Annotated in this window: 21 protein-coding genes and 1 tRNA gene; 9 read left to right on the plus strand and 13 right to left on the minus strand. The window is 69.5% G+C overall.

Going from position 1 to position 24,479, the window contains the following annotated elements; all coding sequences use genetic code 11:
* Nucleotides 1-176 precede the first annotated feature (176 nt).
* The 4 genes from MTF69_RS25875 (at nucleotide 177) to MTF69_RS25890 (ending at nucleotide 6,596) form a co-directional block, all read left to right on the plus strand.
* The gene (locus tag MTF69_RS25875; protein WP_243338229.1) at nucleotides 177-542 is read left to right on the plus strand and encodes a chorismate mutase; all 366 of its coding nucleotides are present in this window, start codon (nucleotides 177-179) and stop codon (nucleotides 540-542) included.
* A gap of 31 nt (nucleotides 543-573) precedes the next feature.
* Nucleotides 574-3,144, plus strand: coding sequence for an aminopeptidase N (gene pepN, locus MTF69_RS25880; protein ID WP_243338231.1), 2,571 nt, complete (start codon nucleotides 574-576; stop codon nucleotides 3,142-3,144).
* Between the two features lie 645 nt (nucleotides 3,145-3,789).
* Nucleotides 3,790-5,190, plus strand: coding sequence for an aminotransferase class V-fold PLP-dependent enzyme (locus MTF69_RS25885; protein ID WP_243338234.1), 1,401 nt, complete (start codon nucleotides 3,790-3,792; stop codon nucleotides 5,188-5,190).
* Nucleotides 5,187-6,596: a lysine N(6)-hydroxylase/L-ornithine N(5)-oxygenase family protein gene (locus tag MTF69_RS25890; protein ID WP_243338236.1), complete on the plus strand. Its 1,410-nt coding sequence runs from the start codon at nucleotides 5,187-5,189 to the stop codon at nucleotides 6,594-6,596. Before MTF69_RS25885 ends, MTF69_RS25890 begins: the two co-directional genes overlap by 4 nt.
* Nucleotides 6,597-6,622: 26 nt before the next feature.
* Here MTF69_RS25890 and MTF69_RS25895 read toward each other — a convergent pair whose 3' ends face one another.
* On the minus strand, nucleotides 6,623-8,434 hold the full coding sequence (locus MTF69_RS25895; RefSeq protein ID WP_243338238.1) for a bifunctional UDP-sugar hydrolase/5'-nucleotidase: 1,812 nt from the start codon (nucleotides 8,432-8,434) through the stop codon (nucleotides 6,623-6,625).
* Between the two features lie 140 nt (nucleotides 8,435-8,574).
* On the opposite strand from MTF69_RS25895, the gene MTF69_RS25900 reads away from it, so the two are divergent.
* Both MTF69_RS25900 and pyk read left to right on the plus strand, forming a co-directional pair.
* A complete protein-coding gene (locus MTF69_RS25900) occupies nucleotides 8,575-9,276 on the plus strand; it encodes an SIMPL domain-containing protein (protein WP_243338242.1) in 702 nt (233 codons plus the stop codon).
* 146 nt (nucleotides 9,277-9,422) lie between these two features.
* Entirely contained in the window at nucleotides 9,423-10,850 is a 1,428-nt protein-coding gene (pyk, locus tag MTF69_RS25905) for a pyruvate kinase (RefSeq protein ID WP_243338244.1), read from the plus strand.
* Nucleotides 10,851-10,866: 16 nt separating this feature from the next.
* Here pyk and MTF69_RS25910 read toward each other — a convergent pair whose 3' ends face one another.
* Entirely contained in the window at nucleotides 10,867-11,439 is a 573-nt protein-coding gene (locus MTF69_RS25910) for an alpha/beta hydrolase (RefSeq protein ID WP_243338246.1), read from the minus strand.
* Nucleotides 11,440-11,525: 86 nt separating this feature from the next.
* On the opposite strand from MTF69_RS25910, the gene MTF69_RS25915 reads away from it, so the two are divergent.
* Both MTF69_RS25915 and MTF69_RS25920 read left to right on the plus strand, forming a co-directional pair.
* A complete protein-coding gene (locus tag MTF69_RS25915) occupies nucleotides 11,526-12,155 on the plus strand; it encodes a TetR/AcrR family transcriptional regulator (protein WP_243338248.1) in 630 nt (209 codons plus the stop codon).
* 17 nt (nucleotides 12,156-12,172) lie between these two features.
* Nucleotides 12,173-12,634: a MarR family transcriptional regulator gene (locus tag MTF69_RS25920; RefSeq protein WP_243338249.1), complete on the plus strand. Its 462-nt coding sequence runs from the start codon at nucleotides 12,173-12,175 to the stop codon at nucleotides 12,632-12,634.
* Here MTF69_RS25920 and MTF69_RS25925 read toward each other — a convergent pair.
* Together MTF69_RS25925 and MTF69_RS25930 are read right to left on the minus strand one after the other, a co-directional pair.
* Nucleotides 12,631-13,353, minus strand: coding sequence for a helix-turn-helix domain-containing protein (locus MTF69_RS25925; RefSeq protein WP_243338582.1), 723 nt, complete (start codon nucleotides 13,351-13,353; stop codon nucleotides 12,631-12,633). The two genes, MTF69_RS25920 and MTF69_RS25925, sit on opposite strands and share 4 nt — an antisense overlap.
* A 152-nt stretch (nucleotides 13,354-13,505) precedes the next feature.
* A tRNA-Leu gene (locus tag MTF69_RS25930) sits at nucleotides 13,506-13,578 on the minus strand.
* A gap of 99 nt (nucleotides 13,579-13,677) precedes the next feature.
* On the opposite strand from MTF69_RS25930, the gene MTF69_RS25935 reads away from it, so the two are divergent.
* Nucleotides 13,678-14,337: an ANTAR domain-containing response regulator gene (locus MTF69_RS25935; RefSeq protein WP_243338251.1), complete on the plus strand. Its 660-nt coding sequence runs from the start codon at nucleotides 13,678-13,680 to the stop codon at nucleotides 14,335-14,337.
* Nucleotides 14,338-14,412: 75 nt separating this feature from the next.
* On the opposite strand, the gene MTF69_RS25940 is transcribed toward MTF69_RS25935, so the two are convergent.
* The 9 genes from MTF69_RS25940 to MTF69_RS25980 all read right to left on the minus strand — a co-directional run bounded on the left by MTF69_RS25940 (nucleotide 14,413) and on the right by MTF69_RS25980 (nucleotide 24,454).
* On the minus strand, nucleotides 14,413-15,129 hold the full coding sequence (locus tag MTF69_RS25940; protein ID WP_243338252.1) for an ABC transporter ATP-binding protein: 717 nt from the start codon (nucleotides 15,127-15,129) through the stop codon (nucleotides 14,413-14,415).
* Nucleotides 15,126-16,055 carry an ABC transporter ATP-binding protein gene (locus MTF69_RS25945; protein ID WP_243338255.1) on the minus strand — a complete coding sequence of 310 codons (930 nt, stop codon included), beginning with the start codon at nucleotides 16,053-16,055 and terminating at the stop codon, nucleotides 15,126-15,128. The genes MTF69_RS25940 and MTF69_RS25945 overlap by 4 nt, the downstream gene beginning before the upstream one ends.
* Before the next feature lie 4 nt (nucleotides 16,056-16,059).
* The gene (locus tag MTF69_RS25950; RefSeq protein ID WP_374323817.1) at nucleotides 16,060-17,895 is read right to left on the minus strand and encodes a branched-chain amino acid ABC transporter permease; all 1,836 of its coding nucleotides are present in this window, start codon (nucleotides 17,893-17,895) and stop codon (nucleotides 16,060-16,062) included.
* The gene (locus MTF69_RS25955) at nucleotides 17,892-18,821 is read right to left on the minus strand and encodes a branched-chain amino acid ABC transporter permease (RefSeq protein WP_243338259.1); all 930 of its coding nucleotides are present in this window, start codon (nucleotides 18,819-18,821) and stop codon (nucleotides 17,892-17,894) included. The genes MTF69_RS25950 and MTF69_RS25955 overlap by 4 nt, the downstream gene beginning before the upstream one ends.
* A gap of 144 nt (nucleotides 18,822-18,965) precedes the next feature.
* Nucleotides 18,966-20,195 carry a branched-chain amino acid ABC transporter substrate-binding protein gene (locus tag MTF69_RS25960; protein ID WP_243338261.1) on the minus strand — a complete coding sequence of 410 codons (1,230 nt, stop codon included), beginning with the start codon at nucleotides 20,193-20,195 and terminating at the stop codon, nucleotides 18,966-18,968.
* Nucleotides 20,196-20,495: 300 nt separating this feature from the next.
* Nucleotides 20,496-21,131 carry a Tat pathway signal sequence domain protein gene (locus tag MTF69_RS25965; RefSeq protein WP_243338263.1) on the minus strand — a complete coding sequence of 212 codons (636 nt, stop codon included), beginning with the start codon at nucleotides 21,129-21,131 and terminating at the stop codon, nucleotides 20,496-20,498.
* Entirely contained in the window at nucleotides 21,128-21,592 is a 465-nt protein-coding gene (locus tag MTF69_RS25970; RefSeq protein ID WP_243338270.1) for a hypothetical protein, read from the minus strand. Before MTF69_RS25970 ends, MTF69_RS25965 begins: the two co-directional genes overlap by 4 nt.
* Nucleotides 21,593-21,631: 39 nt before the next feature.
* Entirely contained in the window at nucleotides 21,632-22,111 is a 480-nt protein-coding gene (locus tag MTF69_RS25975) for a PaaI family thioesterase (RefSeq protein WP_243338272.1), read from the minus strand.
* A gap of 54 nt (nucleotides 22,112-22,165) precedes the next feature.
* On the minus strand, nucleotides 22,166-24,454 hold the full coding sequence (locus MTF69_RS25980) for an FdhF/YdeP family oxidoreductase (RefSeq protein WP_243338274.1): 2,289 nt from the start codon (nucleotides 24,452-24,454) through the stop codon (nucleotides 22,166-22,168).
* Between the last annotated feature and the right edge of the window lie 25 nt (nucleotides 24,455-24,479).

Here is a 24,479-nt window from a genome sequence, read left to right on the forward strand (position 1 = left end):
GTCTATCTCGGTCGTCACAAACTGAGAGTGGGCACCCTCGCGTCCGTACAGCTACCCCTTGGAATCAATCATCTAGGGCCCGTCGTCCCGAGCTCCAGGAGCCACCGCACCGCCCGCCGTCTCAGTGGTCGATCGGCCGAAGAACCGACGACGCGCGCCACGTATTCTCGGTGACCATGAACACCAGGGACATCGACGAGAACGTCACCGCCGAGCTGGCCCGGCTCAGGGACAGCATCGACAACATCGACGCGGCCGTGGTCCACATGCTCGCCGAGCGGTTCAAGTGCACGCAGCAGGTCGGCCACCTCAAGGCCCGCCACCAGCTGCCCCCGGCCGACCCGGGCCGCGAGGCCAGCCAGATCGCCCGGCTGCGCCAGCTCGCGGAGAACGCCAAACTCGACCCCGCCTTCGCCGAGAAGCTCCTCAACTTCATCATCGCCGAGGTCATCCGCCACCACGAGACGATCGCCGCAGGCGACGGCGACGGCGACGGTGAGGGCCAGGGCGACGGCGCAGGCGCAGGCGTAGGCGAGCGATAGGAGCTGGGGCCCGGCGCCGCCATCCGGCAGCATGGGCCCCATGTCCGCACTGACGCGCAACGAAGCGCAGCTCCGAGCCCGGCTCCTCGACGTCCGGCACTACGAGGTCGCCCTCGACCTCACCACCGGCGACGAGACCTTCGAGTCCAGCACCGTCATCCGGTTCACCGCCCGCGCCGCCGGCGACACCTTCGTCGAGTTGAAGCCGGACGAACTGCGCTCCGCCGCCCTCGACGGACACCCCCTGGACCCGGCCGCCCTCACCGACGGCCGCCTCCCCCTCACCGGCCTCACCGAGGGCCCCCACGAGCTCCGCATCGCCGCCCGCATGCGCTACTCCCGCACCGGCGAAGGCCTGCACCGCTTCACCGACCCCGCGGACGGCGAGACGTACGTCTACACCCAGATGTTCCTCGACGACGTCCAGCGCGTCTTCCCGGCCTTCGACCAGCCCGACCTCAAGGCCGTGTTCGAGTTCACCGTCACCGCCCCCGCGCACTGGACCGTCCTCGCCAACGGCATCACCACCCGCATCGGCGAACGCCTCGGCCACAGCGACAGCGACAGCGACAGCGGCGGCGGCTCGGGCGACGGCCCGGGCGACGGCTCCGCCGCCGAGGCCGGCATCTGGACATCGGCCCCCACACCCGTCATCTCCACCTACCTCGCCGCCGTCGCCGCAGGCCCCTGGCACAGCGTCCGCACCGAACACGCCGGCCTCCCCTTCGGCATCCACTGCCGCCGCTCCCTCGCCCCCCACCTCGACGCCGACGCGCAGGAGATCCTCGACCTCACCACCGCCTGCTACGACCGCTTCCACGAGAAGTTCACCGAGCCCTACCCCTTCGACTCCTACGACCAGGCCTTCGTACCCGAGTTCAACGCCGGCGCCATGGAGAACCCGGGACTGGTCACCTTCCGCGACGACTACGTCTTCCGCTCCGCCGTCACCGACGCCGAACGCCAGCGCCGCGCCGTGACCATCGCGCACGAGATGGCCCACATGTGGTTCGGCGACCTCGTCACCCTCAGCTGGTGGGACGACATCTGGCTGAACGAATCCTTCGCCGAGTTCATGGGCTACCAGACCCTCATCGAAGCCACCCGCTTCACCGAGACCTGGACCGGATTCGCCATGGAACGCAAACCCTGGGGCTACGACGCCGACCAGCGCCCCTCCACCCACCCCGTCGCCCCCGACGCCGCCTCCGTCCCCGACACCGCCTCAGCCCTCCTCAACTTCGACGGCATCTCCTACGCCAAGGGCGCCTCCGCCCTGCGCCAACTCGTCGCCTGGCTCGGCGAGAAGGATTTCCTGGCCGGCATCAACACCCACTTCGCCCGCCACAAGTTCGCCAACGCCTCCCTCGCCGACTTCGTGGACTCCCTCGCCGCCCACACCGACCGCGACGTCCACACCTGGGCCGAGACCTGGCTGCGCACCACCGGCGTCGACACCCTCACCCCCCGCCTCGAAGAGAGCCACGGAGGCTGGACCCTCACCGTCGACCGCACCGGCAACCGCCCCCACCACATCGCCGTCGGCCTCTACGACCGCGCCCCGGACCGCGCCATCGAACCCCGCGAGGTCCTCGCCCTCGACGTCCCCTCCGACGAGGTCCTCTCCGTGAGCGGCCCGCGCCCCGCCCTCCTCGTCCTCAACGACGGCGACCTCACCTACGCCAAGGTCCGCCTCGACGAAACCTCCCTCGAAACCGCCCTGCGCGGCATCTCCCGCATCCCCGACCCGCTCACCCGCGCCGTCGTCTGGAACTCCCTGCGCGACATGGTCCGCGACGGCGAACTGGCCGCCGCCGACTACCTGGCGACCGCCGAAGCGCACATCCCCGACGAGTCCGACCTCGCGATCGTCCAGGGCGTCCTCACCTTCACCCGCACCCAGATCGCCGACCGCTACGTCACCCCCGACCGCCGGGGCGACGCACTCACCACCCTCACCGCCATCGCCCGCGACCTGCTGCGGCGCACCGAGGACGGCTCCGACCCCGGCCTGCGGCTCGTCGCCGTCCGCACCCTCGTCGACAGCGCCACCCAGCCCGACACCATCGCCGGCTGGCTCGCCGACGGCACCGTCCCCGGCGGCCCCGACCTCGACCCCGAACTGCGCTGGCGCATCCTGGCCCGCCTGTCCGTCCTCGGCGCGGCCGGCGAAACCGAGATCGACGAAGCCCTCGCCGCCGACCCCAGCGCCACCGGCCGCGAAGGCGCCGCCCGCTGCCGGGCCGCCCTCCCGACGGCCGAGGCCAAGGCCGCCGCCTGGGAGCGCCTCTTCCACGACGACTCCCTCTCCAACTACCTCTTCACCGCCACCGCCCAAGGCTTCTGGCAGCCCGAACAGGCCGACCTGCTACGGGACTACGTACCCCGCGCCTACTCCGAGGCCGTCACCCTCGCAGCCCGCCGCGGCCCCGCCATCGCCGACGCCGCCGGCCGCTGGGCCCTCCCCGGACACGAAATCACCGAAGCCAACCTCGAGGCCGGCCACGAAGCCCTGACCGCCCCCGACATCACCCCGCTCCTCCACCGCAAACTCGTAGACCACCTCGACGACCTCACCCGAGCCCTACGCGCCCACCCCTAACCCCAGCCCCCCGCCCCCCGGCCCCCACGAGGGTCCGGGGCCAAACCCCCTCCCCACCCGGCGCCCCACCCGCCGGTGCCCGGCCTGATTTCGCCCGGGGCCGCCCCCGCCCGGGCCCGACCGCGCCCTCCCCAGCCGCCCTCGCCGCGCCCGCCCGGCCGTGCTCCGCACCGCCTGCCCCGCCCCGCTGGGCGCGCTCGGCCGCGCCCAGCCGGCGGCGCCGCGCCCGGCCCGGCCCGCCCCGTCTGGCCGCGCTCCGCCGCCCAGCCCGGTCTGCCCCCGCCGGGGCCGTCCGGGGCCGCCGCCCCGGGGCCCCTCAGGCCTGTTGGCCCCTGTACGCGCCCACGGCCCGGCCGGCACCCGGACCGTCGCCCAGAACGCCGCGGCGTGGCCGACGCGCCGATCGGCAGCGCCGCAGCGTAGAAGCCCCACGCGCAGCCACACGAGGCTGAACGGCGTGGTGAGCAACGGCGACCACATCCCCCGACCCCTCCGCCGGCGCGCGCACCACCGCAGACGGCTTGAAATCAACCACCCATAAACCCGGGCGGTTACCCCATTCGGGTCGGATCGTTGTACCCCCGGGTCACCGACCCAGCACAGCGGCACCACCCGCCGCCGAACCGTTCCCGTGAGGACAACCGCATGACAGCGCCCCCCGGCACAGGCAGACGCGGCACCGCCCCGCTCGCCGGCGGACCCCACGGCCCCGACGCCCTGCAACCCCTCCTCGCCACCGTCCTCGACGCCCTGCGCACCGGAGCCCGCGCCCGCGGCGGACCGCTCCCGGCCGGCGGACCCGAGGCCGTCACCGCCCGCGTCACCGCCGCACTCGGCGAAGTGTTCCCCGACCACGGACACGGCGACCACGAAGCACTACGGACCCTCGTCCACACCCTCACCGCCGGCGCCGCCGACCCCGCCGACCCCCTGTGCGCAGCCCACCTGCACTGCCCACCCCTCGCCGTCGCGGCCGCCGCCGACCTCGCCGCCAGCGCCCTCAACGCCTCCCTCGACTCCTGGGACCAGGCCCCCGCCGCCTCCGCCCTCGAAGCCCTCCTCACCCGCACGCTCGCCGCGGAATTCCACGACACCCCCCACCCCGACGCCGTCCTCACCACCGGCGGCACCGAAGCCAACCACCTCGCCCTCCTCCTCGCCCGCGAACGCCACGGCCCCCACCTCACCGTCCTGCACGGCGCCAACGCCCACCACTCCATCCCGCGCGCCGCCTGGCTCCTCGGCCTACCCCCCGCCCGCAGCCTCCCCACCCCCACCGGAACCCTCACCCCCGCCACCCTCGCCCAGGCCCTCGCCACCACCACCGGCCCCGTCCTCGTCACCGCCACCGCAGGCACCACCGACGCAGGACTCATCGACCCCCTCGACGCCCTCGCCGACCTCTGCGACCAACACGGCGCCGACCTCCACATCGACGCCGCCTACGGCGGCCTCCTCCACCTCAGCCCCCGCCACCGCCCCAAACTCGCCGGCCTGCACCGCGCCCGGTCGATCACCATCGACCTCCACAAACTCGGCTGGCAACCCATCGCCGCCGGACTCCTCACCGTCCCCGACACCACCCTGCTCGCCCCCCTCACCCACCAGGCCGACTACCTCAACGCCCCCGACGACACCCAAGCCGGCCTCCCCGACCTCCTCGGCCGCTCCCTGCGCACCACCCGCCGCGCAGACGCCCTCAAGATCGCCGCCACCCTGCGCTCCCTCGGCCGAGACGGCCTCACCCACCTCATCGACCGCACCTGCGCCCGCGCCGACCAGCTCGCCCGACTCCTCGAAGCACACCCCGCCTTCGAACTCCACGCGGCGCCCACCATCAGCACCGTCCTGTTCCGGCCCACCCACGCCGACGACACCGCACTCGCCACCCTGCGCCGCACCCTCCTCCAGGGCGGCACCGCCGTACTGGGCCGGGCCACCGCCGACGGCCGCCTCTGGCTCAAGGCCACCCTGCTCAACCCCCACACCACGGCGGGGGACCTGGACGCCCTCGTGAACCTCCTGGAAGGCAGCACCCACCGATGACCGCCCAGCTCGATGCACCCCACGACCTCGTCGGAATCGGCATCGGCCCCTTCAACCTCTCCCTCGCGGCCCTCGCCCACGGCCTGCCCCAACAAGGCGCCGGAGAACTCGCCACCGCCTTCTACGACCAGCGCCGCGACTTCCGCTGGCACCCAGGACTCCTCATCGACGGAGCCACCCTCCAAGTCCCCTTCCTCGCCGACCTCGTCACCCTCGCCGACCCCACCAGCCCCTGGTCATTCCTCAGCTACCTCAAGCACAAGGAACGCCTCTTCCCCTTCTACTTCGCCGAGAGCTTCCACATCCAGCGCGCCGAATACGACGCCTACTGCCGCTGGGTCGCCGGCCGCCTGCCCGGACTCCACTTCGGCCACCAAGTCGACGCCGTCCGCTGGAACCCCGAACGCGACCTCTTCGAAGTCGACTTCACCCAAGTCGACGCCGACGGAGAAGCCGAAGCCCTCGGCCGCACCTACACCCGCAACCTCGCCCTCGGCATCGGCACCGCCCCCTACGTCCCCGAACCGCTGCGCCCCCTCGCCGAAGCCCCCACCGTCCCGGTGATCCACTCCTCCGAGTACCTCGACAACCGCCAGCGCATCCTCGGCGCCGACCACGTCACCGTCATCGGATCGGGCCAGTCCGGAGCCGAGGTCTTCCTCGACCTGCTCCGCTCCCGCCCCGCCGGCCGCGAACGCCTCACCTGGCTCGCCCGCACCCCCTCCTTCGCCCCCATGGAGTACTCCAAGCTCGGCCTGGAACACTTCACCCCCGACTACACCCGCTACTTCCACTCCCTCCCCGAACCGGTACGCGACCGCCTCGTCCCCGCCCAATGGCAACTCCACAAGGGCATCGACGCAGCCACCATCGCCGCCATCCACGAGGAGCTCTACCGCCGCACCCTCGACGGAGGCTGGCCCGACGCCGTCCTCACCCCCGGAGTCAGCGTCCGCACCGCCGGCCGCGTCGCCACCACCAAGGTCGAACTCCACCTCGAACACGTCGACCAGGGCACCCGCTCCCGCCTCACCACCGACGCCGTCGTCCTCGCCACCGGCTACCGCGAACGCCCCCTCGCCCGCCTCCTCGCCGGACTCGACCCCTACCTGCGCAAGGACTCCTCCGGCCGCCCCCGCATCGACGACCGCTACCGGATGATCACCGACCCCACCGTCACCGGCAGCGTCTTCGTCCAGAACGGCGAACGCCACACCCACGGCGTCGGAGCCCCCGACCTCGGCCTCGCCGCCTGGCGCAGCGCCGCCATCCTGAACACCCTGACGGGCAAAGAGCCCTACCCCCAGCCCACCCGCACGGCCTTCACCACCTTCGGCCTCCAACAGCGGGAGCACACCCGGCCCCAACCCGCCGGCGAACTACTCCCACTGGTCGAGCACCCGTAAGGAGAAACGTTTAGAAGACCGCCGCTTTAGAAGACCGGTGTCCCGGCTCGGGTCAGCCGCCAGTCCACGGACGCGAACTGCGCCGGGTCCACCGTCCCCTTCGCCTTCACCCACTGGATGATCGTGTTGCGTATTTCATCCGAGTTCGCCCACAACTGCTTCGACTGCGGCACGTGCGGGAAGTTCCCGCCACCCGAAGCCCGGTAGTTGTTCACCGCCAGCACGAACTGCGCCGCCGGATCCACCGGCTCCCCCTGGAACGACAGCCCCGAGATCCGCGAACCCACCGGCTCGGAAACATCGATGTCGTACGTCAACCCGTACACGGCGTCGTAGTTGTAGTCCGGCGTACCCTCCGCGTTCGTCAGCTTCGCCGGATCCACCACCTCACCGGGCGCCGTCCGCACGTAGTACTTCGCCGAATACTCCAGATAATCCCTGACCTGCGCACCCGTCAGCAGCCGCGCCTCCAGCGTGTTCTCGAACGGATACAGACCCGCCGCATCCCTGATCGTCACCTGCCCGGCCGGAATCGCCGCCGTCCGCGAGAAGCACGAAGCCTGCGACAGCACCGGCAGCGCCCCCCACTCCGTACCCGCCAGCGCACCCTTGACCGTCTCCGCCTGCACGTGATTGATCAGGTCGATGATCGCCACGTCCTTGACCGGACCGTCCACCGAGGACATCGCCTGCGTCGACGTACCGATCACCTGGTTCACATACGCCACGACCTTGCGGTGCTCGTCCGACAGCAGCCCCACTATCTCCGGGTCCTCCACCGCCGCATTCGAATTCAGCACCCGGGCCGACACCTTCGACACCGACCAGCAGCCCTTCGCCCACGTCAGCTCGAAGTCGAACAGCGTCAGCCGCTGCCCCCACTTCAGCGGCTCGGACAACACCACGTCCTTGCCCGTCGCCCTGTTCCGCACCCGGTACTCCGGGATCTCCGTATGCGCGTGCCCCACCAGGATCGCGTCGATCCCCGGCACCTGCTCCGCCACCAGACCCGCCGCGTTCTCGACGTACGGCAACTGATCCCCGTAACTCGACGTACCACTCGAACCCGAATGCGCCGACACGATCACCACATCCGCACCCAGCGACCGCAGCCGCGGCACGTACTTCGCCGCCTGCTCCTCAAGACCGGGGAACGTCATCTTCCCCTGCACGTTGGCCTTGTCCCAGATCGCGATCCCCGGATTCGTCAGACCCAGCACCGCGACCTTCACGTCCCGCCCGTGCGGAGTACGCAACCGGTGCATGCTGTACGGCGGGAACGCCGGCCGCAGCGTCTTCGCATCCAGCGCGTTCGCCCCCAGCAGCGGGAACTCGCACTGCTCCTCGAACTTCCGCAGCACCGGAATGCCGTAATTGAACTCGTGGTTCCCCAGCGCCGCCGAGTCATAACCGATCGCGTTCATCGCCTGCGCCATCGGATGAACCGGACCGCGCCGCGCGGTGATCGGATCCACCTTCGCGTAGTAGTACGAAAGCTGCGTCCCCTGAATGGTGTCCCCGGCATCGATCAGCAGCGTGTTGCGCCGCCCCTTCTCCGCCCGCACCTGGTTCACCAGCGTGGAGATCTTCGCCAGACCGACGTCGTTGTGCGCCTTGTCGTCGAACTCCTTGTCCGTGAAGTAATCCCAGTTGAAGACGTTCCCGTGCAGGTCCGTCGTCCCCATCACCGTGAACGCGTACGTCCTCGGCCGCGCGCCGGAAGCGCCGCCGACCACCGCGTCAGCCGCAGCGGCCGGGGTGCTCGTGGCCCCCGCCAACGCCACAGCCGCACCCGTCGCAGCCGAAGTGCCCAGAAATGTCCTACGGTCAAACGCCATGCCATCTCCCCTTGTGAGGTGCGTGTGTACGGACAGGCAACGCGCGTAGATTCTGACCCAGCAGTAACAAGACGCAACACCCCCACCAGGTTTCGATCCGATGACCACCCCCGTACGAGCAGCAGTGCGAGAGTGAATCCATGACCCACGACGCATCGCACCAGCCCTACGGAACCCCCGAAGTCCCCCGCGTCGCAGTCCGCGGCGAAGCCACCCTCGAAGTCGACCCCGAAATCGCCCGCATCGGCATCACCGTCAGCGCCCGCGGCACCGACCGGCGCACCGCCCTCGAAGACCTCACCCGCCGCAACAACGCCGTCCTCGACCTCGTCAAAAGCTACGGAGACCCCGTCGAAAAACTCGAAACCGGCGCCTTCTCCATCACCCCCGAACTCACCCGCCACGGCCGCGGCGAACGCATCCGCGCCTACCACGGACGCGTCCACCTCACCGCCGAACTCAACGACTTCACCACCCTCGGCGAACTCACCACCCGCCTCGCCGACCTCGAACTCACCCAAGTCGACGGACCCTGGTGGGCCCTGCGCCCCACCTCACCCGCCCACGGCGAAGCCCGCCGCCAAGCCGTACTCGAAGCCGTCCAGCGCGCCCGCGAATACGCCGCCGCCCTCGGAGCCAACCTCGCCGCCCTCGTCGAACTCGCCGACCTCGGAGCCGAGAACGCACCCGCCCCCTTCCAGGCAGCCGGCGGCGGCATGCGCACCATGGCCTTCAGCGCCGCCGAAGACACAGGCGCCCCCGCCCTCGACCTCGAACCCCAGCGCCAGACCGTCTACGCGCAGGTGAACGCACGCTTCACAATGACCCCTCCCCAGCTCTGAAAACCTGCACGATCGGCGCCCCGGGGGTGCTCATCAGAGCACCCCCATGCACATTCAACAATTGTCAACAACCTTTTGCTCAAAGGTTGTTGAGTGGACACCCGGAACCAATTTCCTACTCCCTGGTAGGGGCATACGCTCGCCTCATGCGCCGAGCGAAAATCGTATGTACCCTGGGCCCCGCCACCGACTCATACGACCAGATCAAAGCCCTGGTCGAAGCCGGAATGGACATCGCCCGCTTCAACCTCAGCCACGGCACCTACGCCGAACACGAGGACCGCTACCAGCGCGTCCGCAAGGCTGCCGACGAAACCGGCCGCAGCGTCGGCATCCTCGCGGACCTTCAAGGCCCGAAGATCCGCCTGGGCCGCTTCCGCGAAGGCCCCGTACTCCTTGAACGCGGCGACGAATTCACCATCACCGTCGAAGACCACGAAGGCGACCGCCACACCTGCGGCACCACCTACAAGGGCCTCGCCGCCGACGTCACCACCGGCGAACGCATCCTCGTCGACGACGGCCGCGTCACCCTCGAAGTCACCGCCGTCGACGGCCCCCGCGTCCACACCCGCGTCATCGAAGGCGGCATGGTCTCCGACAACAAGGGACTCAACCTCCCCGGCGTCGCAGTCTCCGTACCCGCCCTCTCCGAAAAAGACATCGAAGACCTCCGCTGGGCCCTGCGCATCGGCGCCGACATCATCGCCCTCTCCTTCGTCCGCAGCGGAAGCGACATCGAAGACGTCCACCGCATCATGGACGAAGAAGGCCGACGCCTCCCCGTCATCGCCAAGGTCGAAAAGCCCCAGGCAGTCGAAAACATCGACGACATCGTCGCCGCCTTCGACGGCATCATGGTCGCCCGCGGAGACCTCGGCGTCGAAATGCCCCTCGAACAGGTCCCGATCGTCCAGAAGCGCGCCGTCAAGCTCGCCAAGCGCAACGCCAAGCCCGTCATCGTCGCCACCCAAATGCTCGACTCGATGATCGACAACTCCCGGCCCACCCGCGCCGAAGCCTCCGACGTCGCCAACGCCGTCATCGACGGCACCGACGCCGTCATGCTCTCCGGCGAAACCAGCGTCGGCAAATACGCCATCGAAACCGTCCGCACCATGGCCCGCATCGTCGAAGCCGCCGAAGAAGACATCCTCGCCAAGGGCCTCCCCCCACTCACCGACCGCAACAAGCCCCGCACCCAAGGCGGAGCAGTCGCCCGCGCCGCCGCCGAAATGGGCGACTTCCTCGGCGCGAAATTCCTCGTCGCCTTCACCCAGAGCGGAGACACCGTCCGCCGACTCTCCCGCTACCGCTCACCCATCCCCCTCCTCGCCTTCACCCCCGACCCCGCCACCCGCTCCCAGCTCAACCTCACCTGGGGCGTCGAAACCTTCCTCGGCCCCCACGTCGACTCCACCGACGCCATGGTCGCCCAGGTCGAAGAAGAACTCCTGCGCATCGGACGCTGCGTACCCGGCGACGTCGTCGTCATCACCGCCGGCTCACCCCCCGGCGTCAGCGGATCCACCAACCTCGTCCGCATCCACCACATCGGCGACGCAGTCCGCTGACACCGCCCGCAAGCGGCTACAGCACCTCACGTATAAGACGCACCGCGTCGGGCAACACCAACCGGCTCTCACCCGTACTAGGGAAGTGCCCGCCCGACGCGGTCACCCGCGCCTCGGCGCCCAGCTCCCGCACGAACCGCAACACGTGCTCACCCGTCGCCTCCCCGGTCACCGGGTCATCCGCCGCGTGCAGCACACGGAACTCCCGCGCAGCCTTGCGGATCCGCTGCCAGTCGAACTCCGGCGAGAAGAACGGCGCCAACGCGTCATACCCCACCTCGCCGGACATCGACGCCACGAACACCACCCCCGCGAACGCCCCCTCGGCCTCCGTGTCGTGCTCCTGCAGCAGCCGCAGCACATTCACCCCGCCCAGACTGTGACCCACCAGCACCGTCTCACCGGCCGGCGCACCCACCGTCTCCTCCCGCAGCCCCTTCAGCCACACATCGGCCTCCGGAGCGAACGGCTCGGGGAAATTAGGGATCCGCACCTCGTGCCCCTCCGCAGCGAACTCCTCACCCGTCGCCGTGTACCAGTGCTCCCCGGCGCTCATCCCGTACCCGTGCGCGATCACGATCTTGCCCATGGCTCCGCCCCTCGTATCCCTCGGTCGATCCTTCAATCGAAACGCTACGCCGCGTTTCGATAAAACGCTAGGGCTATCGTGAAGCCGTGTCAATCACTCCTTCGAGCAACTCGTCGAGCACCCCGCCCCGCACCGGCGGCCGCCTCCGCAACGAAGACGCCCACCACTCCGTCCTCGAAGCCACCGCCGCACTCCTCGTCGAGAACGGCTACGGCGCCCTCACCATCGAAGGCGTCGCCAAACGCGCCAACGTCGCCAAGAGCACCGTCTACCGCTGGTGGAAGTCCAAGCCCGCCCTCGTCATGGACGCCTACGCCCACGAAACCGCCGCCCGCGTCCCCGAGCCCGACACCGGCACCCTCACCGGCGACCTCACCGCCTTCGTCACCGACCTCTACCGCATCGGCCGCGACCCCGTCCGCGCGAAAGCCCTCACCGGCCTCATGGCCGAAGCCCAGCTCGACCCCGCCTTCGCCGAACCCTTCCGCGCCTGGGTCGCCACCCGCCGCGAGGTCGTCGCCACCCTGCTGACCAGGGCCGTCACCCGCGAGGAACTCCCCGCCGCCACGGACCTCGACCACGCGGTCGACCTGGTCTTCGGCCCGTTCTGGTACCGCCTCCTCATCGCCCACGCACCCCTCGACCCGGCAGACGCCGAAGCCCACGTGAGGACCGTCCTGCACGGCCTCACGGGCCTTGACCTCAAGCTGACTTGAGGTCATAGCCTCCCGGCATGACGACGATCAACACGTACTCACAGGACCAGCTCGCGGCCCAGCCCATCGGCTACTGGGCCCGCGAGGCCGCCAACCTCGCCATAGGCGGCCTCCGCGCCGCCCTCGCCGAGGAGAACCTCACCCAGCCCCACTGGTGGACCCTCAACCACGTGGCCGCCTCCCCGGCCCACTGGAAGCGAGCGGCCCTCACGGAGAAGCTCGCCCCGTACGACGACCAGGACACCGACTTCGACGCCCTCTACGACGACCTGGCGGCCCGGGGCTGGCTCACGGAGACGGACGGCGCGCTGACCCTCACGGAACAGGGCGAGGCCGGCCGGGCCCGTGCGCACGACCGCAACGCGAAGGTGCACGCGCAGATGCGGGAGGGTGTGGACGATGTCGCCTACGCGGCGACCATCGACGGCCTGCGCCGCATGGTCGCCAACCTGGGCGGCAGCGGTGACCTGCCGGGCTAGTACTTCGGCCCGATGTGCTCGTCCATCAGCGCGACGGACGCCTTGCGGGCGATGGACACGTTGAAGGGGTCGCAGCCCCGGGCCAGGATCGTCCACTGGACGCTGACCTTCGCCAGGGTGTCCGTGCAGAGCTTCCGGATGTCGTCGGACTTGTTGGTGAAGAAGTACCGCGGGTACTCGTAGCGCTTGCCGTTGCGGACGGTCCAGTTGGTGACCCGGCACCCGTCGGAGTGGATCAGCCCCCGGACGAACTCCCACGGGTGGGCGTCCACGATGGCCTGCTGCCAGTCCTCGAGGACGATGCGGCGGTCGTGCTTCTTGCCGGGCCCGTGCTGAGGGAACAGGCAGGTCCAGTGGTGGGTGTACGACTTGACCTCCACGCAGCCCTGCCGCTGGACTCGTCCCACCTTGGGCAAGGGCATGACGAGGTGCATCGCTGCTTCGGCGGCGTCGATGAGGCCGGGCCAGGAGGCGTCGCAGAAGACGGACAGGTGGTGCTGTTTGTACTTCGAGACGATGTGGCCGTCGCCGAGGTAGAGCCCCAGGAGATAGGCGTACGCGGGCTGGTCGACTTCGCGGCAGGTGCATCTCGGGCAGTCGGTCGGGCGGACGTACGCCTCACCGCGGTGTCTTCGGTCCTCGGACCGCCACCAGCCGATGGTGCCGCGCGGTATACCCAGGTGCTCGGCGACCACTCGATTGGTCACGCCCCGGCGCATCAGCAGGACTGCTTCTTCGCGTATCGAAGGATTGTGCTCCACACTTGCGAGCTTCGTCGCTGTTCGTCCAGTTGGTCGCAATTCGAAGCTGCGTTCACTGTGACGAGTGAAGATCGTAAAATCGCTTGGCGACCTTGGAAATGAAGGAGAAGTACCCCGAGTCGGATTCGAACCGACGCTGAATGGGTTTTGAATCCATTGCCTCTACCGCTGGGCTACCGGGGCCCCTTCGAAACGAAGGATACCTAATACCCTCCGTGTCACAAACATACAGGAGCTAGGTAGGCTCGGGGGAGCTGAATCGCCTTGCACCAAGGAGCCCCCGTGACCGCCGAGCACGAGTCGACGCCCACGCCCGACGCCGACCAGTCGCACGTTCCGCCGCTGACGACGCGCGTCGTCATCGCCGAGGACGAGGCGCTCATCCGTCTCGACCTCAAGGAGATGCTCGAAGAGGAGGGCTACTCCGTCGTCGGTGAGGCCGGAGACGGACAGACCGCCGTCGAGCTGGCCCGGGAGCACCGTCCCGACCTGGTGATCCTTGATGTGAAGATGCCCGTGCTGGACGGGATCTCCGCCGCCGAGAAGATCTCGGAGGAGTCCATCGCCCCCGTGCTGATGCTCACCGCCTTCTCGCAGCGCGATCTCGTCGAGCGGGCGCGGGACGCCGGGGCCATGGCGTACCTCGTCAAGCCCTTCAGCAAGAGCGATGTCGTCCCCGCCATCGAGATGGCCGTGTCGCGCTTCGCCGAGCTCCGTGCGCTGGAGAAGGAGGTCGCCGACCTCTCCCTCCGTCTGGAGACGCGCAAGCTCGTGGACCGCGCCAAGAGCATCCTGCAGACGCAGTACGGGCTCTCCGAGCCGGCCGCCTTCCGGTGGATCCAGAAGACCTCCATGGACCGCCGGATGTCCATGCAGCAGGTCGCCGAGGCCGTCATCGAGGACGCCGAGGAGAAGAAGGCCGCCGCGGGCAAGGGCGAGTAAGACGTAGTAGGGAACGAGTGAGGCCCGCCTCCGGATCCAGGATCCGGAGGCGGGCCTCACTCGTATGAGAGGGGCTTAGTCCTCGCCGAGGTACGCCTTGCGGACGTCCTCGTTGACCAGGAGCTCGCGGCCCGGGCCCGACAGGACGACCTTGCCGATCTCCATCACGTGGCCCCGGTCGGCCAGGGAGAGCGCCGCCTGGGCGTTCTGCTCGACCAGCAGGATGGTGGTGCCCTGTGACTTGAGCTCGGCGATGGTCGCCATGATCTTCTGCATCATGATCGGCGAGAGGCCCATCGAGGGCTCGTCGAGCATGAGCAGCTTCGGGCGGGACATGAGCGCGCGGCCCATGGCGAGCATCTGCTGCTCGCCGCCCGAGAGGGTGCCGGCGGCCTGCTTGCGGCGCTCTCCCAGGATCGGGAAGAGGTCGTAGGCGCGCTGGACGTCCTTCTGGATGCCGTCCTTGTCCTTGCGGAGGAAGGCGCCCAGGAGGAGGTTGTCCTCGATGGTCATGCGCGGGAAGATGTGCCGCCCCTCGGGGGAGTGGGCGAGTCCGAGCGCGACGATGTCGTGCGCGGGGATCTTCTTGAGGGACTTGCCCTGGAACTTGATCTGGCCGCCGCGCGGTTTGATCAGGCCCGAGAGGGTGCGCAGGGTCGTCGTCTTGCCGGCGCCGTTGGTGCCGATGAGGGTGACGATCTGGCCGGCGTCGACGCTGAACGAGATGCCCTTGACGGCTTCGATCTTGCCGTAGGCGACGCGGAGGTCCTCGACCTCGAGGAGTGCGGTCACCGGTCTTCTCCGTCCGTGCTGGTCGTGCTGTCCGTCGCCTCGTCCTGTGCAGCCTCTTCGTGTGCGGCTTCGCTGTGTGCTTCGGCTGCTTCGACTTCGGCGAGTTCTTCGGCGCCGGGGGCGCCTTCGAAGGGTTCGCCGAGGTAGGCGGCGATGACGCGCTCGTCGCCCTGGACTTCGGCGGCGGTGCCTTCGATGAGCTTTTCGCCCTGGACGAGGCAGGCCACGCGGTCGCAGAGGTTGAAGATGAAGCGCATGTCGTGCTCGATGACGAGGACGGCGATGCCCTGGTCCCGGATGGCGAAGATGAGCTCTTCGGTGGCGCGGGTCTCCTGCGGGTTCATGCCGGCGGTGGGCTCGTCCAGGAGGATGAGGCCGGGGTCGCTGGCGAGCGCGCGGGCGATTTCGAGCTTGCGCTGCTCTCCGTAGGGGAGGTTGCGGGCGAGGTGTTCGGCCTTGTGGGCGAGGCCGATGAACTCGAGGAGTTCCATGGCCTTCTCGCGGCTCGCTGCTTCTTCCCGGCCGAAGCTGGGGAGGCGCAGGAGGGAGGCCCAGAGGCCGACCTTGGTGCGGGTGTGGCGTCCGACGAGGACGTTTTCCAGGACCGTCATGTTGTTGAAGAGACGGATGTTCTGGAAGGTACGGGCGACGCCGGCCGCGGTGACCTTGTACGACTTGGGCGGCAGGACCGTGTCCTTGTACCGGACTTCACCCTCGGTGGGGATGTAGAGGCCGGTGAGGCAGTTGAAGAAGGTGGTCTTGCCGGCGCCGTTGGGGCCGATGAGGCCGACGATCTCGCCGCTGCGCACGGTGAGGTCGACGTTCTTGACGGCGGTGAGGCCGCCGAAGCGCATCGTGACGCCGCGTGCGTCGAGGACGGTCTCCGCCGTGGTGGCGGGGGGCGTGTCGGTGGTGGTGGTCGTCATGGGTTCAGACCCCTGCCTTGCCGAGGACCGTGGGCGCTTCCATGTCCTCGTGGAGTTCGAGCTGGTTGCGCCGGTTGGGGATGATGCCTTCGGGGCGCAGGCGCATCAGGACGATGAGGGCGAAGCCGAAGACGAGGAGCTGGTATTCGCCGAGGAACTGGAGCTTGTTGGGGATCAGGAAGAGCAGTGATCCGCCGACGAGGGGTCCGGCGATGGTGCCCATGCCGCCGAGGACGACCGCGGCGAGCAGGAACGCGGAGTTCGGGGGCACGGCGTTGGCGAAGGTGTACTGGTCGGGGGTGACCGTGTAGCTGACGTGTGCCTGGACGGCTCCGGCGAGGCCGGCGAGGGTGGCGCCGAGGGCGAAGGCGATGAGTTTGACGCGGAAGCCGTTGATGCCCATGGCTTCGGCGGCGGTCTCGTCCTCGCGGATGGCGACCCAGGCGCGGCCGATGCGGGATTCCGCGCTGCGGCGGAAGACGAGGATCACGATGAGGGTGATCAGCAGCATCAGCAGGAAGTAGTTGGCGAAGCGGCCGATGGTGAATCCGGCGATGGTATGTGTGGCGCCGAAGTCGAATCCGAAGAGGTTGACGTTCGGGATGCCCGCGATGCCGTTGGGCCCGTTCGTGATGTCGGGGCCGGAGGTGCCGTCGAGGTTGTTCATGGAGATGCGGAAGATCTCACCGAAGCCGAGCGTCACGATGGCGAGGTAGTCGCCGCGCAGGCGCAGGGTGGGTGCTCCGATGAGGACGCCGAAGACCATGGAGGCGGCGGCGCCGAGCAGGATTGCGGCCCAGAAGGGGAAGTGCACGCCGAAGGGGGAGTTGGGGGAGCCGGAGACCAGGGCCGCGGTGTAGGCGCCGACGCCGAGGAAGGCGACGTAGCCGAGGTCGAGGAGGCCGGTGAGGCCGACGACGATGTTCAGGCCGAGTGCGACGGTGGCGAAGATCAGGATGTTGACGCCGAGGTTCGCGTACTGGTCGTCGGTCTGGGTGAGGGGGAAGGCGGCCGCGGCGGCGAAGGCGCCGACGAGGGCGACGTTGCGGTGGCGGGTGGTGAGGGCGGTGACGCGGGCGAAGAGGCCCGCTTTGTTGAGCGCTGCGGCACCGAATGAGGCGGTGAGCAGGAAGCCGACGAAGAGTTCCTGGTACGCGGTGGTGATGCCGTAGGTGAAGACGGTGAGCGCGAGGCCGAGGACGGCGGCGATCAGGAGGATCTCGGCCCAGGCCGGGAGGGTGCGGGCGGGCTTGACGGGGCCGGAGGCGAAGGCGGCCTTGAAGGTCGTCCAGCGGTTGCCGGCTTCGTGCTTGAACTTCTCGAAGCTGGTGTCGTCGGGGTCGGGGCCTTCGAGCGCGGGGCGTTCGAAGGGGAGTCCGAAGGCGCCGATGACGGCGAGGAGGCTGACCAGGGCGGCGATGCCGGCTCCGGGTTCGAGGTCTACGAGGAGTCCGAGTTCGAGGACGATCGAGACGACGGTGTACCAGGTGGTGGCGAACGCGGCGAGGGCGGAGAGTTTGATCGCTGCGTCGGCGCCGGCGGGGGTGAGCCAGCCCAGGCCCTTGGTGCCGTAGGAGGCGAGGCCGAAGAGGGCTGTGAGTGCGCCGCCGATGAGGACGAGCCACTGGAGGCCGGCGGGGGAGCCGTAGTAGGTGAGGTCCCCGGGGAAGTCGGTGCTCCAGGTCCAGGCGAGGAACGCGGAGACGGCGGTGAGTGCGCCGCCGGCGGTGGCGAGGGCGCGGGCCGTCTTCTCGGGGAGGGGGATGAGTCCCTTGGCCGGTGCGGTGGTGGTCTTCACGGGGGTCGCGGTGTCCGCGGAGATGTTCGTCATGGAGGTCACACCCTGTCCGCCACGCGCTGGCCCAGCAGGCCTTGTGGCCGGAAGAGGAGCACGAGGATGAGAAGTACGAACGCCCAGGTGTTACCCCAGGACTGGCCGCCGAGCTGTTCGAAGCCGGGGATGTCGGCTACGTAGACGGTGGTCAGGGTTTCGGCGAGGCCGAGGACGAGGCCGCCGACCATGGCGCCGTAGATGTTGCCGATGCCTCCGAGGACGGCGGCGGTGAAGGCCTTGAGGCCGAGGAGGAAGCCCATCTTGAACTGGACTTCGCCGTACTTGAGGCCGTAGGCGACGGCTCCGATGGCGGCGAAGACGGCTCCGAGCGCGAACGCGGTGGTGATGATGCGGTCGGTGTTGATGCCCATGAGCTTGGCGGTGTCGGGGTCCTGGGCGGTCGCCTGCATGCCGCGGCCGGTGCGGGTCTTCTTGACGAAGAAGCCGAGGAAGGCCATGGATATGGGGGCTGCGATCAGGAGGAAGACGTCGCCGGTCTGGATGGTGACGCTGCCGAGGTGGAAGGGTCCGCCGGGGATCTCGGGGAAGATCAGGGAGGATTCCGCTCCGGGGTACCAGGCCCATACCGCCTGCTGGAGGGCGATGGAGAGGCCGATGGCGGTGATGAGCGGGGCGAGGCGGGGAGCGCTGCGCAGGGGTCGGTAGGCGAAGCGTTCGGCACCGACGGCGATGAGGGTGGCGACGATGATCGCGCCAATGATCATGAGCGGAAGGGCGATCCACATGGTGGTGCCCCCGGGGAGCATCAGCCAGACGGTGAGCGCTCCGAATCCTCCGGTCATGAAGATCTCGCCATGCGCGAAGTTGATGAGCTGGACGATGCCATAGACCATCGTGTAGCCGATGGCGACGAGCCCGTACATGGATCCCAGTAGCAGGCCGTTGACCAGCTGTTGCGGCAGTTCGTGCACCGCAGGTCCTCCGAGTCTTTCGACGGATGTGACTCCGCGCGGGGCGCTTTTTGTGCGCGCCCCGCGCGGCAGGTGGGTGGTGCTCCCGTGGCCGGCCGTTCGAGCGGACTACCGGCTACGGGTCGGTCGGGTGGTCAGTGGAGGTCAGCCGGCGAGGGTGCCGGATTCGACGGACTTCCACTCGGTGCCCTCGACCTTGTAGACGGTGAGCTGCTTGTTGGTGGCGTCACCGAACTCGTCGAAGGAGACCTTGCCGGTCACTCCGTCGAAGGAGACGCCCTGGACGGCGGCGAGGACCTTGGCGCGGGCGTCGGCGGGGAGCTTGCCGTTGTTGGCGTCGACGGCGGCCTTGACGGCCTCGATGATCGCCCAGGCGGAGTCGTAGGAGTAACCGCCGTAGGCGGCGAAGGGCTCCTTGTATCCGGCCTTGGTGTAGTTGGCGACGAAGTCCTTGGCGGAGGGCAGGCTCTCGACCGGGGCGCCGACCGAGGTGGCGAGGTCGCCCGCGGACTCGGCGCCGGCGAGCTCGACGTACTTCTTGTCGTAGATGCCGTCACCGCCGACGAGCGGGATCTTGGTGCCGGAGGCCTTGATCTGCTTGCTGAGCGGGCCGGCCGCCGGGTACTCGCCGCCGTAGTAGACCACGTCGGCGCCGGAGCTCTTGACCTCGGTCACGATCGCGGAGAAGTCCTTGCTCTCCGGGTCGATGTGGCCTTCGCCGACGACCTGGCCGCCGAGCTTGGTGAACTCGCCCTTGAAGGTGCCGGCGAGGCCCGCGCCGTAGGTCTTCTTGTCGTCGATCAGGAAGACCTTCTTCTTGCCCGCCTTGTTGAAGAGGTACTGCGCCGCGAACGGGCCCTGGATGGCGTCCGTGGTGGCGGTGCGGAAGTAGCTCTTGTAGGTGCGGACCTTCTCGCCGGTGGCCCACTTCGGTCCCTGGGAGAGGGACGGGCTGGTGTTGGCCGGGGAGATCTGGGCGAGCTTGGCGTCGTCGAAGACCTTCTGCATGGACTCCGAGACGGAGGAGTTCAGCGGTCCGACGACACCGAGGACGTCCTTGTCGGCGACGAGCTTGGTGGCGTTCTGCTGGCCGGACGAGGCCTGGGCCTGGTCGTCGAGGGCCTGGATCTTGAAGGTGACGCCCTTGACGTACTTCTTCTCGTTGGCCGTCTTGGCGGCGAGGTCGGCGGAGTTCTTGATGCCGAGGCCGAGGGCGGAGAGGTCGCCGGTCAGCGGGGCGTCGACGCCGATGACCACCGTGGTGTCGCCGCTGCCGGCGTCGTTGGTCTTTTCTCCGCGCGATCCGCAGGCGGTGAGGGTGAGGGCGCCCGCGGCGAGCGCGGCGGTCACGGCAATGAGAGAACGCTGACGCACGATCAGTCCTTTCCTGGCACTGCGTCCCCCGTGGGACGCACCGTGTCGAACGCGGGGAACCGAACTGAAGGAATCCGGCTGGTCGCGGTGACTGGCCGTGACTCTAAGCGGGTCTTAGGACGTTATGGAGGGCTGAGGCCAATGATGTGACTCTCTTGTTATGCCACGGCGTAATACATAGCGGATCTCTGCGGGTGGAAAGGGGGAAATCCGGCCGGTTCGTCTTGTCCGCATGCTGAGACTGGTGAGGACCGTTGGGTGGTTTGAGTACTGTCGTGCCAGGACTCTGGGCCCTTTTGGTCATGACGGTGCAGGGGTGCTCGCGTCTCGATCTTCGGGACAGGCCCTGGTCAGGGCGGTGGAGAGATCCGTCGCATAACGGTCACCGGGGATGTAGCTGTGATCCTCTTTCTCAAACCCATTACTTAGGGTTACTTCGAGAAAAGGGAGTCCGGAATTCCGTGCCACATGCACGCAGTCTGTGACCCGAATCCGTACGGCGAGGTCACGGGCCTCGCCCGGGGCGAGAGTGGCCGGAAGTGGTGGCTGGACCTCGACCTCCAGGGCCCGCGAGGGCTGCGTCAGCCGCTCCAGAGTGATGGCCGGACCGGACGCGGCGCGCACACGGACGGTGAAGGTGAAGGCCGTGCCGGAGGGGGCCTGCCCGGCCGGACCGGCGTAGGCGAGGGAGAACACCTGCGAGGGCGCGGGCGGCGTGTACGGGGCGGGGCGCGGCCGGGCCGCGTACAGCGCGGCCCCACCGGCGATCACGGCGGACGCGCAGGTCAGGGCCCCGAGGGCCAGGACGGCCCGCCGGTGGCCCTCGTAGGCCTCGCGGACCCTGCGGACGGCCGGGGGCGTACGGGGGGCGGGGCGCGGGCCCTCGTGGGCCTCCGTGCCCTCCCCGGGCTCGACGGGGCCGATGCCGGCGCTCACTGCCAGGGCCCGCCGGTCGGGGCGCCGGAGCGGTAGCGCTCGGCGCAGCGGCGCTCGGCCTCCCGGGCGGTGAGCTCGCGGGCGGCGGCCGGGCCGTTGGCGGCCTGCTCGGTGCGGGCGTCGGCGAGGACGGCGCGCAGGATCTCGTTCTGGCCGCCGGACAGGCCCATGGACTGGTAGTCGAGGCCGACGGCGTCCTGGCCCTCGCCGGCGTCGAGGATCACCCCGGCCCAGTGGGTGATCAGGCGGGTGCACAGCTGCTGGGGCGGGACGGGCTCCGGTTCGGCCGATGGTTCGGCCGGTGGTTCGGCCGGTGGTGCGGTCGCCGGTGAGGCCGGTGCTCCCGGGGAGGTGGCCGCGGAGGGGGCGCCGGAGGAGCAGCCGACCAGTGCGGCGGTCAGCAGTGCCGTTGCCGTCACCGCCGCGGCCGAGGCGCGCCGCGGCGCCGGTCCGGATCCCATGCGGGGCACGCTAGACCGGCGCCGCTGTGAGGGCAACGGTTAGTTGTTGCCGTCCTGTTGCGGGTTCACGTCGCGCAGCAGGCAGGTGAGGCGGGCCGTGCAGACCCGGCGGTCCTGGTCGTCGCTGATGACGACCTCGTAGGTGGCGGTGGAGCGGCCCCGGTGCACGGGGGTCGCGACGCCGGTGACCAGGCCGGAGCGGGCGCCGCGGTGGTGGGTGCAGTTCAGGTCGACGCCGACGGCGACCTTGGTGATGCCGCCGTGCATCATCGCGCCGACGGAGCCGATGGTCTCGGCGAGCACGGCGGAGGCGCCGCCGTGGAGGAGTCCGTAGGGCTGGGTGTTGCCCTCGACGGGCATGGTGGCGACGACGCGCTCGGCGGAGGCCTCCAGGATGCGGATGTCCATCCGCTTGCCGAGGTCGCCCGCCGAGAACAGCGCGGGCAGGTCGATGCCCAGGGCCGTGTACTCGTCGAGGACCTCTTGAGGGAACTTCACCGCGTGCTGCTGCTCGCCCATGGGCCGACTCCGTTCGTCAACGCTCGTTAACCATCTTGTCCTCAGGTCGTTCTATCAGGCCGGCTCGAAGCGCACGACGACGGACTTGCTCGCCGGTGTATTGCTGGTGTCCGCCGTGGAGTCGAGGGGGACCAGCACGTTGGTCTCGGGGTAGTAGGCGGCGGCGCAGCCGCGGGCGGTCGGGTAGTGGACGACGCGGAAGCCGGGGGCGCGCCGCTCAACGCCGTCGCGCCACTCGCCGACGAGGTCGGTGTACGAGCCGTCGGCGAGCCCGAGCTCGGCGGCGTCCTCGGGGTTGACCATGACCACGCGGCGGCCGCCGGTGATCCCGCGGTAGCGGTCGTCGAGGCCGTAGATGGTGGTGTTGTACTGGTCGTGGCTGCGCAGGGTCTGCAGGAGCAGGCGCCCCGGCGGGAGGTGCGGGTACTCCACGGGGGCGGCGGTGAAGTTCGCCTTGCCGGTCTTCGTGGGGAAGCGGCGCTCGTCGCGCGGGGCGTGCGGGAGCTGGAAGCCGCCGGGGCGGGCGACGCGGGCGTTGAAGTCCTCGAAGCCGGGGACGACGCGGGAGATCCGGTCGCGGATGGCCGCGTAGTCGTGTTCGAAGTCCTCCCACGGGGTCGCGGAGGCCTCGCCGAGGACGGCGCGGGCCATGCGGGCCACGATCGCGGGCTCGGAGAGCAGGTGCGGGGAGGCGGGGGCGAGGTTGCCGCGGGAGGAGTGGACCATGCCCATGGAGTCCTCGACGGTCACGAACTGCGCCGTGCCCTTTTTGCCGGGGGCGCTCGCCCGGAGGTCCTTGTCGGTGCGGCCGAGGGTGGGCAGGATCAGGGCGCGCTTGCCGGTGACCGCGTGCGAGCGGTTGAGCTTGGTGGAGACGTGCACGGTCAGACAGGCGCGGCGGATCGCGGCCTCGGTGACCTCGGTGTCGGGGGTGGCGCCGACGAAGTTGCCGCCCATCGCGAAGAGGACCTTGGCCTCGCCGTCGCGCAGGGCCTGGATGGAGCGGACCACGTCGAAGCCGTGCTCGCGGGGCGAGGTGATGCCGAATTCCTTGTCGAGGGCGTCGAGGAAGGCGGGCGCGGGGCGTTCGAAGATCCCCATGGTGCGGTCGCCCTGCACGTTGGAGTGGCCGCGGACGGGGCAGACGCCGGCGCCGGGGCGGCCGATGTTGCCGCGCAGGAGCAGCAGGTTGACGACCTCGCGGATGGTGGCGACGGAGTGCTTGTGCTGGGTCAGGCCCATGGCCCAGCAGACGATGGTGCGCTTCGAGGCCAGGATCATGGCCAGGGCGCGCTCGATGTCGGGGCGGGTCAGGCCGGTGGCGGTGAGGGTCTCGTCCCAGTCGGTGTCCTTGGCGGCGGCCGCGAACTCCTCGTAGCCGTGGGTGTGTTCGCGGATGAACTCCTCGTCGGTGGCGCCGCCCGCCTCGATGACCAGTTTGTTCAGGAGGCGGAAGAGGGCCTGGTCGCCGCCGATGCGGATCTGGAGGAACAGGTCGTTGAGGGCGGTGCCCTTGAGCATGCCGAGGGGGGTCTGCGGGTTCTTGAACCGCTCCATGCCGGCCTCGGGCAGCGGATTCACCGAGATGATCTTCGCGCCGGCGGACTTGGCCTTCTCCAGGGCGGCGAGCATGCGCGGGTGGTTGGTGCCCGGGTTCTGCCCGGCGACGATGATCAGGTCGGCCTGGTGGAGGTCTTCGAGGGAGACGCTGCCCTTGCCGATGCCGATCGTCTCGTTCAGCGCGGAGCCCGAGGACTCGTGGCACATGTTCGAGCAGTCGGGGAGGTTGTTGGTGCCGAACTCGCGGACGAACAGCTGGAAGAGGAAGGCCGCTTCGTTGCTGGTACGGCCCGAGGTGTAGAAGAGGGCCTCGTCGGGGGAGTCCAGGGCGCGCAGCTCCTCGGCGATCACCGCGAAGGCCCGTTCCCAGCTGACCGGCTCGTAGCGGTCGGCGCCGGCCTCCATGAACATCGGCTGGGTGATCCGGCCCTGCTGGCCCAGCCAGTAGCCGGAGCGGGTCTCCAGGTCGGCCAGCGGGTGCGCGGCGAAGAACGCGGGGGTGACCCGGCGCAGGGTGGCCTCCTCCGCGACGGCCTTGGCGCCGTTCTCGCAGAACTCGGCGGTGTGCCGCTTGTCGCCCTCGGGCCAGGCGCAGCCCGGGCAGTCGAAGCCGTTCTTCTGGTTGACCTTGAGGAGGGTGCGGGCGGTACGGACCAGGCCCATCTGCTCCTGCGCGATCCGCAGGGTGTGCCCGATGGCGGGCAGGCCGGCGGCCGCGTGCTGAGGGGGCGCTACCTGGGGCGCGTCCTGTACCGGATCACCTGTGGGCGGCTTGGTGGCCATGTCGCTCCCCTTTGAGCAGTCTTCT

Origin of the sequence: Streptomyces sp. AP-93 (genome assembly GCF_022808175.1) — a bacterium.
Classification (GTDB): Bacteria; Actinomycetota; Actinomycetes; order Streptomycetales; family Streptomycetaceae; genus Streptomyces.